The sequence below is a fragment of the Pseudomonas sp. GW823-FHT03E05 genome (genome assembly GCF_058796855.1).
This window is the reverse complement of sequence record NZ_JBXAJB010000004.1, coordinates 321,046-334,855: the sequence shown is the minus strand read 5'-3', so window position 1 is coordinate 334,855 and position 13,810 is coordinate 321,046. Positions and strand designations below refer to the sequence as shown.

Here is a 13,810-nt window from a genome sequence, read left to right as displayed (position 1 = left end):
GCACTGGGCTGGTGCTCTGAACACCGGCCCGGTCAATGTCCATTGATGTTGCTGTTGCTTGCATTTCGCCCGGGCGTATTCGTTTATCGAAGAGCCCTGGCGGTTGTCTGATGGTTCGCCCGCTGGCGCCCCCGTCGCCCGTCACACTGAGGCCTGGACTGTAGTGATGAACAAGCCTGCCCTTGCGTCGATTCCGGTGTTCAAGCTCTATGGCGAGAGCCTGGACTGGCCTACCCCGGACCTGCTTCATTGCGAGCCCATCAGCCAGCGCAGCCGCGAGCACCATTGGGAAATCAAGCCCCATCGGCATGCCGACCTCTGCCAGTTGCTGTTTGTATACCGTGGGCAGGCGGAACTGGAGATCGAAGGCCAGCGTACCCTGCTGGACAAATCGATGGTCCAGGTCCTGCCGCCGCTGTCGGTCCATGGCTTCCGGTTTTCCGAAGACATAGAAGGTTATGTGGTGACGCTGGCAGCGCCGCTGGTAAGCCATCTGCAAACCCAACTGGGGCAGGGGCAAAATACCCTGGCCAGGCCCGAGGGGTATCCGACGGGGGCAGACGAGGCGTACCTGAACGGTTTGTTCGCCGCCTTGCAGCAGGAGTACCAGGGGCAGCAGCCGGCTCGGGAAATGCTCATGCATGCGCTGGTCAGCATGATTGTGGTCTGGGTCGGGCGCCAGGCGTTGCAGCGCAGCAGTGCCAGCCGGCGTCCCCAGCGGGCCCGTGAGTATTTCAATGGCTTCATCCAGTTGGTGGAGGCCCATTACCGCGAGCATGTGAAGGTCGAGGACCTGGCCCACAAGCTGGGCATTTCCGTGTCGCACCTCAACGGCACCTGCCGTGAACTGGCAGGGCAGCCGGCGCTGCAGATCATGCACGAACGCCAGCTACTGGAAGCCAAGCGGCTGCTGACCTACACCGGGATGACCATCTACGAGATTTCCGCGGACCTGGGGTTTTCCGACCCCACCAACTTCACCCGGCTGTTCCGGCGCCGGGAGGGGATCTCGCCCAAGGTATTTCGCGACCGCCTGAAGGCTGATCAGGCCGGCGACGCCGATTCGCTGACGCTCACCTGAGGGCGTTCAAGGTGGCGTTGTGGGGCATGCAGCGCTCCAGGTTGCAACTGGCGTAGTTGCGCGGTTGCATGCGCGCCTGCTCCACGCGATAAGCGGCAGTACCGTATAGCGCCAGGGTCACGGTGCAGGTCATGAAGATGGCCAGGTACCTTCTTGTCTTGACGTTCATGGCAACGACCTCTGAACCCATACCCCTTTGGTTTAAAGGGGTACTGTTATCAGCATAGGTCAGTTGCGGGGGCTTGCCCGGCCTGTTTGGCAGGGTATTCAGCAGTTGGATCGAGCAGCCCGGCCAGCGCGGTGCATCTATCTACAAACCTTCGTCCCAGAGCGGTTGCTGGGGAAACCTGAGGACCAGGAAGTCGAGCATGCTGCGCAAGGTCGCCGGCATGTGCTTGCGCGAGGCATAGACCGCGTACATGTTCATCGTGCGCGGTTCGGCGTGGGGCAGCAGGCGTACCAGCTCTCCACGCTTGATGTACTCACCGGCCTGGTAGCTGGGCAGCATGGCGATCCCGGCGCCGGCCATGGTGGTGCGCAGCAGCGTGCTGGCCTCGTTGGCGCTGATGTTGCCCTGCACCGGCACCGATACCTGTTCGCCATCCTGTTCGAAATGCCACAGGCTCTTGCCGAAGTAGGAGTGGGTCAGGCAGTTGTGCCGGTTCAGTTCCTCCACCCGCTGGGGCGCGGGGTGCTCTCGCAGATAGGCCGGCGAGGCGCAGATCACCGAGCGGCAGACCGTCAGGCGCCGGGCGATCAGGTTCGGGTCCAGGTCGTTGCTGGTACGGATCGCCAGGTCAATGCGTTCATCCACCAGGTTTACCGTGCGATCGAGCATCTGCAGGTCGATGCTGACCCCCGGGTAGCGCTTGACGTAGTCGGCCACGGCATCCGCCAGTTGCGACTGGCCGAACGAGGTACTGACGCTGATGCGCAGCAGGCCGCGGGGTGCATCGTCCGGCTCGCCGACCGCGGCCTGCATGTCGCTGGACAGCTCCAGCATCTGCCGGCAGCGGGGCAGGATCTCACCGCCGGCGGCGGTCAGGCTGAGCTTGCGCGTGGTTCGGTGCATCAGCCGGGCGCCGACCCAGTCCTCCAATTCCGCCAGATAACGTGACACCACCGGACGCGACAGGTCCAGGTGATCGGCGGCGGCCGACTGGCTGCCCAGGTCGACGACGGTGACGAAGACCCGCATTGCTTGGAGACGATCCATGATTTGCCCGCTTTCAGAAACAAACTATGTTCAAGCATCGCATTTTTTGTAACGAGTCTGGCAACTAAGCTCTGTCCATCCCAACCCAGCCAACAGATGCCGGAGCTGCCCTCATGATCGGATTCACTTCACTCAAACGCTTGCTGCTGGCCACTGCCACCCTGGGCTTTGCCGCCCATGCCGCGGCCGCCGAGCCGACCCTGAGCCTGGATGTCTACAACCCGCGCGCCAACGCAATCTTCCCGGTGACCTCGGTGCTGGTCAGCGGCAAGAAGGACGCGATCCTGGTGGACGCCCAGTTCGGCAAGTCCCAGGCCCAGCAACTGGTGGACAAGATCCGCGCCAGCGGCAAGCACTTGACCACCATCTACATCAGCCATGGTGACCCGGACTACTACTTCGGCCTCGACACCCTGACCGCCGCCTTCCCCGACGCCAAGGTGGTGGCTTCGCAGCCGACCGTGGATCACATCAAGGCCACGGTGGACGGCAAGCTGGCGTTCTGGGGCCCGAAAATGGGTGCTGACGTACCGGCCAAGACCATCGTGCCGGGCGTGCTCAAGGGCCACAGCCTGACCCTGGAAGGGCAGAAGCTCGACGTCATTGGTCTGGACGGCAAGCAGCCGGACCGCACCTTTGTATGGATCCCGTCGATCAAGGCGGTGGTCGGTGGCGTGGTGGTCGCGGAAAACATCCACGTGTGGATGGCCGACACCCAGACCCCGCAGTCCCATGCGGACTGGCTGGCTACCCTCAAGACCATCGACAGCCTGCAACCCAAGACCGTGATCCCCGGGCACTTCCTCGGTGACAGCGCGCGTTCCCTGGCCCCGGTGCACTTCACCGCGGACTACATCAAGGCCTTCGACGAGGAAGCCGCCAAGGCCAAGGATTCCGCCGAGCTGATCGCGGCCATGAAAAAGCGTTACCCGGACCTGGGCGAGGACAGCTCCCTGGAGCTGAGCGCCAAGGTCGCCAAGGGCGAAATGAAGTGGTGAAAACGGTTTGACCCGCTCCCTTGTGGGGGCGGATGCCTCTGTACTCTCTTAGCCAACTGGAGACATGTCATGAGCAAGATCGCAATCATTGGTGCCACCGGCCGTGCCGGTAGCCAACTGCTGGAAGAAGCCCTGCGTCGCGGCCACAGCGTGACCGCCATCGCCCGCAACACGGCGAAGATCGGTTCGCGTGCCGGCGTGGTCAGCCGCGATGTGGATGTGGCCGACAGCGCCGCGCTGCAAGCGGCAGTGGCCGGTCACGATGTGGTGATCAGCGCGGCGCATTTTTCCAGCATCGCTGCCAATGCCATCATCGACCCGGTGAAAAAGGCCGGGGTCAAGCGCCTGCTGGTGGTAGGCGGTGCCGGTTCGCTGTTGCTGCCGGGTGGCAGCAAGGTCATCGATAGCCCGGGCTTCCCGGAGGAATACAAGGCCGAAGCCAGTGCCGGCGGGGTGTACCTGGAGACCCTGCGCAAGGAGCAGGACCTGGACTGGACCTTCCTTTCGCCATCGGCGGAGTTCGTCGAGGGTGAGCGTACCGGGCACTTCCGCCTGGGCCAGGACGACCTGCTGGTCAGCGCAGAGGGCCGCAGCTGGATCACTTTTGCCGACTACGCCATCGCCATGCTCGACGAGGTGGAAAAGCCGGCTCATAGCCGTCAGCGTTTCACCGTCGGATACTGATCACTGGCCGATTGACCCGTTAGCCGCCTGTTGCAGGCGGCTAACGGGGTGTTCCGGCAAGCGTTGAAGGCCCCTCGCGGGGCTTTTCTCTGCCTGCCGGTATTTCAGCGCTGCCGGGCCTGTTCCACCAGCCAGTCCAGCAGTTCCTGCAGGGCCGGCGAAGGCCCCGGGCGCTCCGGGTACACCAGGTAATACGCCTGCCCTGTCGGCACCTTCAATTCAAAGGGCATGACCAGCCGCCCGGCACTCAGGTCATCGCCAATCAATGCCCAGTCGCCAATCGCCACGCCTGTGCCCTGGGAGGCCACGGACATCGCCAGGTCCAGGGTCTCGAAGTGCTGGCCCTTGCCCAGGGTGTCCAGGGGCGTGCCAGCGGCCTTGAGCCAGGTTTGCCAGTCCCGCTGATCATGGGAGGGGTGCAGCAGCAGGTGCTGTTGCAGGTCTCTGGGGCTCGTCAGCGGCACCGGGCCTTCCAGCAGGGGCCGGGAACAGACCGGAGTCAGCTGTTCATTGAACAGGTGTCGCGAGCCCAGGGTCGGTGCCGGTGGCGCGCCGTACATGACCGCGGCGTCGAACGGCTCGCGGCCGAAATCCACGCCATGGGCAATGGTGGTGGTCAGTTGCACCGGCACATCGGGGCGCTCCTTCTGCCACTGCAGCAACCGCGGCAGCAGCCAGCGCATCACGCAGGTCGGGGCCTTGAGCCGCAGGTTGCGCTTCTGGCCGCCGATCTCGTCCACCGCGCCATTGATCATTTCGAACACCTGCTGCACCCGTGGCAGCCATTCCAGCCCCTCGGCGGTGAGGCTCAGGCCCCGGGCCTGGCGCAGGAACAACGGATAGCCCAGGTGACTTTCCAGCCCGGCGATCTGCCGGCTCACCGCTCCCTGGGTGATGTGCAACTGCTCGGCGGCGCGAGTGAAGTTGCAGCACTGGGCGGTTATCAGAAAAGTGTGCAGCGCGGGTAAGGGAGGAAGGCGTTTCATGGCTGGCCGAGGCATGACGTGGGGACATGGCTAGTATGACTTTTTATCCATTGTTGCGGCTACAGGCCCACCGTTCCAATAGCCCCTCTATCGGCGCCCGCAGGCGTTTTCCAGCCTGTGGCCGACGTGCGGTTTTCCTCCAATAAGAAGGGCGATGAGATGGCGACGTGCGGTGAAGTACTGGTCAAGCTACTGGAAGGTTATGGCGTCGAGCAGGTGTTCGGCATTCCCGGGGTACACACCGTGGAGCTGTATCGCGGCCTGGCCCGTTCGCCCATCCATCATGTGACTCCGCGCCACGAGCAAGGCGCCGGCTTCATGGCCGACGGCTACGCCCGAACCAGCGGCAAACCCGGTGTGTGTTTCATCATCACAGGCCCCGGCATGACCAACATCACCACCGCCATGGGCCAGGCCTACGCCGATTCGATTCCCATGCTGGTGATCTCCAGCGTGCAGGCCCGCAGCCAGCTGGGGGGCGGGCGCGGCAAGCTCCACGAGCTGCCCAACCAGAGTGCGCTGGTCAGTGGCGTGGCGGCGTTTTCCCACACCCTGATGTGTGCCGACGAGTTGCCAGCGGTGCTGGCCCGGGCCTTTGCCCTGTTCCAGGCCGGGCGCCCACGCCCCGTGCATATCGAGATTCCCCTCGATGTGCTGGTCCAGGACGCCGACCACCTGTTGACCAGCGAGCCGGTGCAGATCGCCCGCGCCGGCGCCGCCCCGGCCGCTGTCGCGCAGATGAGCCAACTGCTGGCCAGTGCCAAGCGGCCGCTGATTCTCGCGGGCGGGGGCGCCATCGATGCCGCCCCGGCCCTGGCCCGCCTGGCCGAGCTGTTGCAAGCGCCGGTGGCCCTGACCATCAATGCCAAGGGCATGCTGCCTTCGGCGCATCCGCTGCTGATCGGTTCCACCCAGTCCATGGTGGCGACCCGGACCCTGGTGGCAGAGGCCGATGTGGTCTTGGCCATTGGCACCGAGCTGGCGGAAACCGATTACGACGTGACCTTCGCCGGTGGTTTCGAGATTCCCGCTACCCTGCTGCGTATCGATATCGATGCCGACCAGACCGTGCGCAACTATCCGCCGAAAGTGGCACTGGTGGCCGACGCCCGGATCGCTGCCGAAGCGCTGCTGGCGCAACTTGCCGGGCTGGAATTGGCAGCGCGTCGCAGCGACTGGGGCCAGGTCCGCGCCGCCGCCTTGCGCAGTGAGCTGAGCCAGCTCTGGGACGGCCCGACCCAGGCCCAGACCCTGTTTCTGCAGACCGTGGTCCAGGAACTGCCGGAGATTGTCCTGGTGGGCGATTCCACCCAGCCGGTGTACAGCGGCAACCTGACCTTCAACCCCGAGCAGCCACGACGCTGGTTCAACTCCTCCACCGGGTACGGCACCCTGGGTTATGCCTTGCCGGCGGCCATGGGCGCCTGGCTCGGCGGCGGTTCGCACGCCAGCCAGCGACGGCCGGTGGCCTGCCTGATCGGCGATGGCGGCTTGCAGTTCACCCTTTCGGAACTGGCCTGCGCGGTGGAGGCTCGCACCCCGATCATCGTCCTGCTGTGGAATAACCAGGGCTACGAAGAGATCAAGAAATACATGGTCAACCGCGCCATCGAGCCGGTGGGCGTCGACATCTACACCCCGGATTTCATTGCCGTGGCCAAGGGCCTGGGCTGCGCCGCCGAGCGCATCGACAGCGTCGAGCAACTGCGCGCGGCGCTGCGCTCGGCGGCGGATCGCCAGGGCCCGACCCTGATAGAGGTCGATCAGAACCGCTGGACCCAAGGAGTAAAGGCATGAGCGCGCAACCCCTGTTGAACGGGCTGTACATCGACGGCCAATGGTTGGCGGGCAGCGAGCATCTGCAGGTGATCAACCCCAGCACCGAGGGCGTACTGGCCCAGGTTGCCGGTGGCGGTCCCGAGGCCGTGGAGCAGGCGCTGTGCGCTGCCAGCGCCGGCCTTGCGCGTTGGTCGCACAGCAGCGGGGCTGAACGTGCCGCGGTCCTGCGACGGATTGCGGCCGGGGTGGCCGAACGCCGGGAGCAACTGATGCACCTGCAGTCGAGCAACAACGGCAAGCCGCAGTTCGAGGCCGCCATGGATGTGGACGATGTGATTGCCACCTTCGAGTACTACGCCGGGCTGGCCGAAGGCCTGGATGCCGCTCAGGACGCCAACGTGGCACTGCCCAGCGAGGCCTTCAGTGCCCGCCTGCGCCGCGAGCCCTGTGGCATCGTCGGGCTGATCGTGCCGTGGAACTTCCCCATGGTCACCACCGCCTGGAAGCTCGCTCCGGCCCTGGCCGCCGGTTGCAGCGTGGTGCTCAAGCCTTCCGAAGTCACCCCGTTGCCGGAGCTGGAACTGGCGGCAATCATCGCCGGCAGCGGCTTGCCCCGGGGCGTGTTCAACCTGGTCTGCGGCACCGGCCTGTCGGTGGGCGCGCCCCTGGCAGCCGACCCGCGAGTGGCGAAAATCTCCTTCACCGGCAGCAACGCCGTGGGGGTCCAGGTGATGCAGCGCGCGGCGGAAACCGTCAAGGGCGTGAGCCTGGAGCTGGGGGGCAAGTCGTCGTTGCTGGTGCTGGCGGATGCCGATCTGGATCTGGCGGTGGAGCTGGCCTGTGGCGGCGGCTTCTTCAACGCCGGGCAGATGTGCTCGGCCACCAGCCGGGTGCTGGTGGCCGATGAGTTGGCCGATGAGTTCCTGTTGCGCCTCAAGGCCCGGGCCGAAGCCATTCGTGTGGCCGACCCGTTCGACCCCGAGGTGGAAATGGGCGCGCTGGTCAATCAGGCGCAATACCGGCGGGTGCAGGCCCATATCGAGGAAGGCTTGAATGTGGGGGCCAAGCTGGTCTGCGGCGGTGGCCGCCCGGCCGGCTTGCAGCAGGGGTATTTCATTCAGCCCACGGTGTTCACCGAGGTGCCGCTGGACAGTGCGCTATGGCGTGAGGAGATCTTTGGCCCGGTGCTCTGCGTACGCAGTTTCAGCAACGAGCAGCAGGCCATCGAAATGGCCAATGACAGCGAGTTCGGCCTGGTGGCCAGCGTAGTGGGAGCGGATGCAGCGCATGCCGAGCAAGTGGCCAATGCCCTGCAGGCCGGTCTGGTGTGGATCAATGCGCCACAGGTGATCTTTCCCCAGACGGCGTGGGGCGGCTACAAGCAGAGCAGCATCGGTCGTGAACTGGGGCCCTGGGGGCTACAGGCCTTTCAGGAAATCAAGCATGTGATCCGCGCTCGTTAGGCAGGCCTCAGCTGCTCACCCGTAGGCGCGCCATATCCCGCAACGGCGGCGCGCCGAACAAGCGGCTGTACTCGCGGCTGAACTGCGACGGGCTTTCATAACCCACCCGATAGCCCGCTACCGAAGCCTCCAGCCCCTCGGCCAGCATCAGCCGCCGGGCTTCTTGCAGGCGCAACTGTTTCTGGTACTGCAGCGGGCTCATGGCGGTCATGGCCTTGAAGCGGTGGTGCAGGGTCGAGACGCTCAGGTTCACCTCCCGGGCCAGATCATCGATGCGCAACGGGTGCACGAAATTGCCGTTGAGCCACTTGATGGCCTGGTTGACCCGGTGGCCCTGGCTGTTGGCGGTGGCGATCTCATACAGGCGGTGGCCCTGGGGGCTGCGCAGCAGGCGATAGAGAATTTCCCGGCGTACCAGCGGCGCGAGCATGGTGATGTCTTTCGGGGTGTCCAGCAGGCGGGTCAGGCGCAACACCGCGTCGAGCATCGCCGGGTCCAGGCGTTCCACGTACAGGCCGCGCCCGGTAGGCCGGGCGGGTACGCCGATGGGGCCGGCATCGGCAATCAATGCATTGATTTCCCCGGGGTCGATGTCCAGGCGCAGGGCCAGGATCGGCTCCTCTGGTGAAACGATCGCCACCTTGCCGCTCAGGGGGACGGAAACCGAGACCACCAGGTAATTCAAGGGGTCGTAGTTGTAGCTTTCATCGGCCAGGCGTACTTCCTTGCGGCCCTGGGCCATGATGCACAGCGCCGGCTGTGCCAGCACCGAACCGAATTGATGAGAGCTGCTGTGGCGCGAGACGAACAACGAGTCGATGGCCGTGGCGTAGCTGCCGTCCTCGGCGGTGTTGCGTGCAATGATCGCGGCCAGTTCCACGCGCTGCCGTTCCATCTCCGGGGCCAGGGGCGGTGGCGGGGTTTCCAGTGATGGCATGGGGCAGCCTCCGAGTATTTGCAGTCGGCACAGCTTAAGTTTGTGCAAGAAGCGCGGGTAGGCGAATCCTGCGTAAAACTTGCCTGATCCTGCTGCTTGCGCGCGCGATAGGCAAGATCAGCCGATGCTCCTGAGCTTCACTTGCTTGAAACACCGTTGTCATGCTTTTGCCCAATGGCGGGGAGTCGGGGAGGGAGCAAAGGGCTTGTCGCAGGATTGGGCAAATCAACGGCAGAAATCGACTAACGCGCGCGAGGGCCTGCCCCGTATCGTTGATCCTGTCGCAGCCCGTCCCATGGCTGCCTCGACAACACCCTGGGAGGGTCGCACATGTCCACGCATATTCCCGTCAGTCACATGGCCTTTGTCCGAGCCCGGGCCGGGCGTTCCAAGGAGCTGGGTGCGCGTTTGAGCAGCCTGATCGAACCGTCCCGCCAGGCCTGTGGTTGCCTGCATTTTGCCCTGCAGCATTCGCAGTGCGATGCCGACCTGTGGCTGGTGTCCGGTTTCTGGAGCAGCCAGCAGGCGATGACGGCCTATTTCAATTCCCCGGCCATGGCGATCTTTGCCGAGCTGGTGCAGGACCTGGTGGTCAACAGCCTGGATTTTCATACCTTCAGTACCGTGTCGGCGCTGCAAGCCCATGGCGAATATCCGCAACTACAGCAGGCTCCGGTGCACAAGCTGGCCAGTTGAAGGTTTAGAATGGCCGACTTTTCATTGGCCAGGACTCGCAACATGGCACGCAAAGAGTTTGCACACTACGAAGCAGTTTCCGCTGTGGTTCCAGGGGAGGGGGGATACAGCGCCGCCATCGCCGTCAAGGCTCTCGGCGCATCAAGCGCACCACGCTTTCATAAAGTCCTGGATGAGCAGAAATTCAAGACGGCGCATGACGCCGACCAGGCTGCCGCACAACAACTCGAACAGTTGGCCGACGTCGATCAGGACGGCGAATTGAGCTGGAAGAGCTACTGAGTCCAAGCGCTATTTGACTGCCCCCGGGCGGTGCATCCTGAACAGAGCCTCTGGCCCCAGTTGGAAGTAATCCGCCGGCCCGCCGCCGCGCAGAATCGGCTCTGCCGCGGCGGTGTCGTAGATCCCGTCCTTGAGCAGCCACTTGGCGATATGCACGGCGACCACTTCGCCGAGGATCAGCCAGCTCGGCACCAGTTCCTTGTCCGCCCGCTGCAATTGAATGATCTGGGTGACCTTGCACTCGAAGGACACCGGGCTCTCGGCTACCCGGGGCACGCTGATGATTTTCGACGCCACGGGGGTCAGGCCGGCCAGTTCGAACTCGTTTACCTCGGCCGGGACTGCGGCGCAGCTCTGGTTCATCTGCTCGGCCAGAGGTCGGGTGGCCAGGTTCCAGGCGAACTCGCCGGTCTGCTCGATATTGTTCAGGCTGTCTTTGCGCCCGACGCTGGAGAAACCGATGATCGGTGGAATGTAGTTGAAGGCGTTGAAGAAGCTGTAGGGCGCCAGGTTCAGGCGCCCCTCGCGATCCTGGGAAGAGATCCAGCCGATGGGGCGCGGGCCGACGATGGCATTGAACGGGTCGTGGGGCAGGCCGTGGCCCAGGGCAGGTTGGTAAAAGTGGATATCGTCGGGCATGGCTCAAGGTTCCTGCTTGGGGCGGGGTAAGGGCGTCATAGTGCAGTGCGCAATCGCCCAATTCCAGCGTCCTGGCCCTTGAGCGTTCCACGCTGTGGGTGTTTTCCCCTGGCCAGAAACGACTAAGCCCGGCCAAGGCCGGGCTGTGGTGTCAGGTGCATCAATCAGCTGATGCTGGCGGAACCGGTGCGGTCGTAGCCATCGGCAGCGAAGGTAGCGGAACCGGTGCGGTCGTAGCCATCAGCGGCGAAGGTGGCGGAACCGGTGCGGTCGTAGCCATCAGCGGCGAAGGTGGCGGAACCGGTGCGGTCGTAGCCATCGGCAGCGAAGGTAGCGGAACCGGTGCGGTCGTAGCCATCGGCAGCGAAGGTGGCGGAACCGGTGCGGTCGTAGCCATCGGCAGCGAAGGTGGCAGAACCGGTGCGATCGTAGCCATCAGCGGCGAAGGTGTTGGCAGCCAGTACCGAGAGGGTCAGGGCGAGGATCAGTTTGCTTTTCATGATGGTGACTCCGGGTTCGTTGAGGTGAATACGTTGGGCTTGGGATGAATCCTACTCCGGTAAAGTTGATATAAAAGCGCAAATTAATGCTTATAAATATCTACATTATCGATGTTTATGAGGTCAGCCCTCGCCGCCAAATACCGCGTTCAAGCCTCACTGCATAGACGAGCCAAGTACCCACTTGGATTCATTAGCAGGCTATGCATCCAGCATTAACTGATCATTAATTGAGCAGATTGCTTGTAAGAAAATATTTCAACGATTTTTTCATCCGCGCCTTACCTGTTTTTCACCCCTTGACGTTCAGCCTCCGCGCAGGCCTGCAGTCCATAGACAGGCCGCCTTGAATGCGACCTTTGGAGCACCTTTGCGAATGAACAAGCTACCCCAGATCACCCTGGCCTTCTGGGTCATGAAAATCTGCGCGACCACCCTCGGCGAAACAGCGGGGGACCTGCTGTCGATGACCCTGAATGTGGGTTATGCCATCAGCTCGATGATTCTGATCAGTGTGTTCCTGCTGACCCTGGTCACCCAGCTGTGGTCCAAGACCTACAACCCGGTGCTGTACTGGATCGTGATCCTCTCCACCAGTACCGCCGGCACCACCATGTCGGATTTCATGGACCGCACCCTGGGCCTGGGCTATGCCAGTGGCTCGTTGATCCTGATCGGTATTCTGCTGGCGATCTTCGCGCTCTGGCGTCTGAGTGGCGACTCGCTGAACGTCAACAAGATCCAGACCTTTCGCGGCGAGATGTTCTATTGGATGGCGATCCTGTTTTCCAACACCCTGGGCACCGCCCTCGGCGACTACCTGGCGGACGATTCGGGGCTGGGCTTTGCCGGCGGGGCGCTGTTGATCGGCTCGACCATCGCCGTGGTGGTGCTGCTCAAGTACTTCACCAGGCTCTCGTCGGTGCTGTTGTTCTGGGTCGCTTTCGTATTGACCCGGCCGTTCGGCGCAACCTTGGGCGACTTCCTCACCAAACCCCACGAAAAAGGCGGCCTGGATTTCGGCACCATCGGCTCGTCGGCGGTATTGGCGGGAATCCTGCTGGTGATGATCGTGGGGGCGGCCTGGGCCCAGAACCGCGATGGGCGCCAGGGCGCTGCCGAACTTTCCTGACCTGTACAGCCTCTGTAGGAGCCGGCTTGCCGGCGAAAGCTTCCCCACAGATCGCGAAAAGCGCCCGGGCCTTGCACCCGGGCGTTGTTGTTTTCAGTCAGTCTCGATCCGCGAATGCTTGCGGGTGTCTTTCATGGTCGCGTAGACCAGCAGCGAACAGGCGATGCAGGCGGTGACGTACCAGTAGTAGCCGGTTTCCATGCCGATGCTCTTGAACCACAGGGCGATGTATTCGGCGGTACCGCCGAAGATCGACACGGTCAGTGCGTACGGCAGGCCCACGCCCAGGGCGCGGATTTCCGTAGGGAACAGCTCGGCCTTGACCACCGCGTTGATCGAGGTGTAGCCGCTGACGATGATCAGCGCCGCCATGATCAGGAAGAACGCGCCCCACCAGGTCTGGATGGTGTGCAGGGTGGTGAGGATTGGCACGGTGAACAGGGTGCCGAGGATACCGAAGGCAATCAGGATCGGGCGCCGGCCAACCTTGTCCGAGAGAGCACCGATCACCGGTTGCAGGCACATGAACAGGAACAGCGTGGCGGCGGAAATGGTGGTGGAGTCGGAGATGCTCATGCCGACAGTGTTCACCAGGTATTTCTGCATGTAGGTGGTGTAGGTATAGAAGGCCAGGGTGCCGCCCATGGTCAGGCCGACCACGGTCATCAACTCCTTGGGATGACGCATCAGGGTGCGCATCAGGCTTTCCTTGGGCTTTTCCTTCTTCTTGGTGAAGGACTCGGTTTCTTCCATGCCGCGACGCAGGTACAGGGCTACCACGGCGCAGAGGGCACCGATGCCGAACGGAATCCGCCAGCCCCAGGACTGCAGCTCCTCGGTGGTCAGAATGTTCTGCAGCACGATCAGCACCGCCAGGGCGATGAGCTGGCCGGAGATCAGGGTCACGTACTGGAAGCTGGAGAAGAAGCCACGACGTTCCTTGGTCGCCATCTCGCTGAGGTAGGTGGCCGAGGTACCGTATTCACCGCCTACCGACAGGCCCTGCATCAGGCGCGCCAGCACCAGCAGGATGGGAGCGCCGACGCCGATGGTTTCGTAACCCGGGGTCAGGGCGATGATCAGCGAGCCGAAGCACATCAGCAGCACCGAGGCCATCAAGGCGGCCTTACGCCCTTTGCGGTCGGCATACAGCCCCATCAGCCAGCCACCGATCGGGCGCATCAGGAAGCCCACGGCGAAGATCGCGGCGGTGTTCAGCAGTTGGGCGGTGGTGTCGCCCTTGGGGAAGAAGACTTTGGCGAAGTACAGCGAGAAGGCGGCGTAGACGTACCAGTCGTACCACTCGACCATGTTGCCCACGGAACCGCTGAAGATCGACTTAAGGCGGCTGGCGGTGGTCTTTTCTGTGGCGGGCGCAGCCGCCGACCCGGCAGGCAGGGTATTAGAGATATCCATG

15 protein-coding genes are annotated in these 13,810 nt (G+C 63.4%); 8 read left to right on the top strand and 7 right to left on the bottom strand.

Annotation, left to right across the window (positions count from 1 at the left end; genetic code table 11):
- The first annotated feature begins 166 nt into the window (after positions 1 to 166).
- Positions 167 to 1,081, top strand: a complete 915-nt coding sequence (locus AC1RCO_RS18395; RefSeq protein ID WP_011063072.1) for a helix-turn-helix domain-containing protein — start codon at positions 167 to 169, stop codon at positions 1,079 to 1,081.
- On the opposite strand, the gene AC1RCO_RS18390 is transcribed toward AC1RCO_RS18395, so the two are convergent.
- Both AC1RCO_RS18390 and AC1RCO_RS18385 read right to left on the bottom strand, forming a co-directional pair.
- On the bottom strand, positions 1,074 to 1,250 hold the full coding sequence (locus AC1RCO_RS18390; protein WP_015636796.1) for a hypothetical protein: 177 nt from the start codon (positions 1,248 to 1,250) through the stop codon (positions 1,074 to 1,076). The two genes, AC1RCO_RS18395 and AC1RCO_RS18390, sit on opposite strands and share 8 nt — an antisense overlap.
- A 141-nt stretch (positions 1,251 to 1,391) precedes the next feature.
- Positions 1,392 to 2,297 (bottom strand): LysR family transcriptional regulator, encoded by a 906-nt coding sequence (locus tag AC1RCO_RS18385; RefSeq protein ID WP_011063070.1) that lies wholly within the window; start codon positions 2,295 to 2,297, stop codon positions 1,392 to 1,394.
- Positions 2,298 to 2,410: 113 nt separating this feature from the next.
- On the opposite strand from AC1RCO_RS18385, the gene AC1RCO_RS18380 reads away from it, so the two are divergent.
- Positions 2,411 to 3,295: an MBL fold metallo-hydrolase gene (locus AC1RCO_RS18380; RefSeq protein WP_492617928.1), complete on the top strand. Its 885-nt coding sequence runs from the start codon at positions 2,411 to 2,413 to the stop codon at positions 3,293 to 3,295.
- Positions 3,296 to 3,364: 69 nt separating this feature from the next.
- Positions 3,365 to 3,979: an NAD(P)-dependent oxidoreductase gene (locus AC1RCO_RS18375; RefSeq protein WP_011063068.1), complete on the top strand. Its 615-nt coding sequence runs from the start codon at positions 3,365 to 3,367 to the stop codon at positions 3,977 to 3,979.
- A gap of 104 nt (positions 3,980 to 4,083) precedes the next feature.
- Here AC1RCO_RS18375 and AC1RCO_RS18370 read toward each other — a convergent pair whose 3' ends face one another.
- Positions 4,084 to 4,965: a LysR substrate-binding domain-containing protein gene (locus tag AC1RCO_RS18370; RefSeq protein WP_011063067.1), complete on the bottom strand. Its 882-nt coding sequence runs from the start codon at positions 4,963 to 4,965 to the stop codon at positions 4,084 to 4,086.
- 159 nt (positions 4,966 to 5,124) lie between these two features.
- On the opposite strand from AC1RCO_RS18370, the gene AC1RCO_RS18365 reads away from it, so the two are divergent.
- Together AC1RCO_RS18365 and AC1RCO_RS18360 are read left to right on the top strand one after the other, a co-directional pair.
- Positions 5,125 to 6,762: a 5-guanidino-2-oxopentanoate decarboxylase gene (locus AC1RCO_RS18365; protein ID WP_492617927.1), complete on the top strand. Its 1,638-nt coding sequence runs from the start codon at positions 5,125 to 5,127 to the stop codon at positions 6,760 to 6,762.
- The gene (locus tag AC1RCO_RS18360) at positions 6,759 to 8,207 is read left to right on the top strand and encodes an aldehyde dehydrogenase family protein (protein WP_492617926.1); all 1,449 of its coding nucleotides are present in this window, start codon (positions 6,759 to 6,761) and stop codon (positions 8,205 to 8,207) included. The genes AC1RCO_RS18365 and AC1RCO_RS18360 overlap by 4 nt, the downstream gene beginning before the upstream one ends.
- Before the next feature lie 7 nt (positions 8,208 to 8,214).
- On the opposite strand, the gene AC1RCO_RS18355 is transcribed toward AC1RCO_RS18360, so the two are convergent.
- Complete coding sequence (locus tag AC1RCO_RS18355) at positions 8,215 to 9,144, bottom strand: AraC family transcriptional regulator (protein ID WP_011063064.1); 930 nt, start codon at positions 9,142 to 9,144, stop codon at positions 8,215 to 8,217.
- Between the two features lie 330 nt (positions 9,145 to 9,474).
- On the opposite strand from AC1RCO_RS18355, the gene AC1RCO_RS18350 reads away from it, so the two are divergent.
- Positions 9,475 to 9,840, top strand: coding sequence for a putative quinol monooxygenase (locus tag AC1RCO_RS18350; protein WP_011063063.1), 366 nt, complete (start codon positions 9,475 to 9,477; stop codon positions 9,838 to 9,840).
- 9 nt (positions 9,841 to 9,849) lie between these two features.
- Positions 9,850 to 10,122, top strand: coding sequence for a hypothetical protein (locus AC1RCO_RS18345; RefSeq protein WP_041119660.1), 273 nt, complete (start codon positions 9,850 to 9,852; stop codon positions 10,120 to 10,122).
- A 9-nt stretch (positions 10,123 to 10,131) separates the two neighbouring features.
- Here AC1RCO_RS18345 and AC1RCO_RS18340 read toward each other — a convergent pair whose 3' ends face one another.
- Positions 10,132 to 10,761, bottom strand: coding sequence for a flavin reductase family protein (locus AC1RCO_RS18340; RefSeq protein WP_093408440.1), 630 nt, complete (start codon positions 10,759 to 10,761; stop codon positions 10,132 to 10,134).
- Between the two features lie 164 nt (positions 10,762 to 10,925).
- A complete protein-coding gene (locus AC1RCO_RS18335; protein WP_053153492.1) occupies positions 10,926 to 11,261 on the bottom strand; it encodes a hypothetical protein in 336 nt (111 codons plus the stop codon).
- Between the two features lie 376 nt (positions 11,262 to 11,637).
- Between AC1RCO_RS18335 and AC1RCO_RS18330 the strand changes: the two genes are divergently transcribed.
- The gene (locus AC1RCO_RS18330; protein WP_053153489.1) at positions 11,638 to 12,393 is read left to right on the top strand and encodes a COG4705 family protein; all 756 of its coding nucleotides are present in this window, start codon (positions 11,638 to 11,640) and stop codon (positions 12,391 to 12,393) included.
- A 93-nt stretch (positions 12,394 to 12,486) separates the two neighbouring features.
- Here the strand turns inward: AC1RCO_RS18330 and AC1RCO_RS18325 are convergent, their stop codons facing one another.
- Entirely contained in the window at positions 12,487 to 13,809 is a 1,323-nt protein-coding gene (locus tag AC1RCO_RS18325; RefSeq protein ID WP_011063058.1) for an MFS transporter, read from the bottom strand.
- Position 13,810 lies beyond the last annotated feature (1 nt).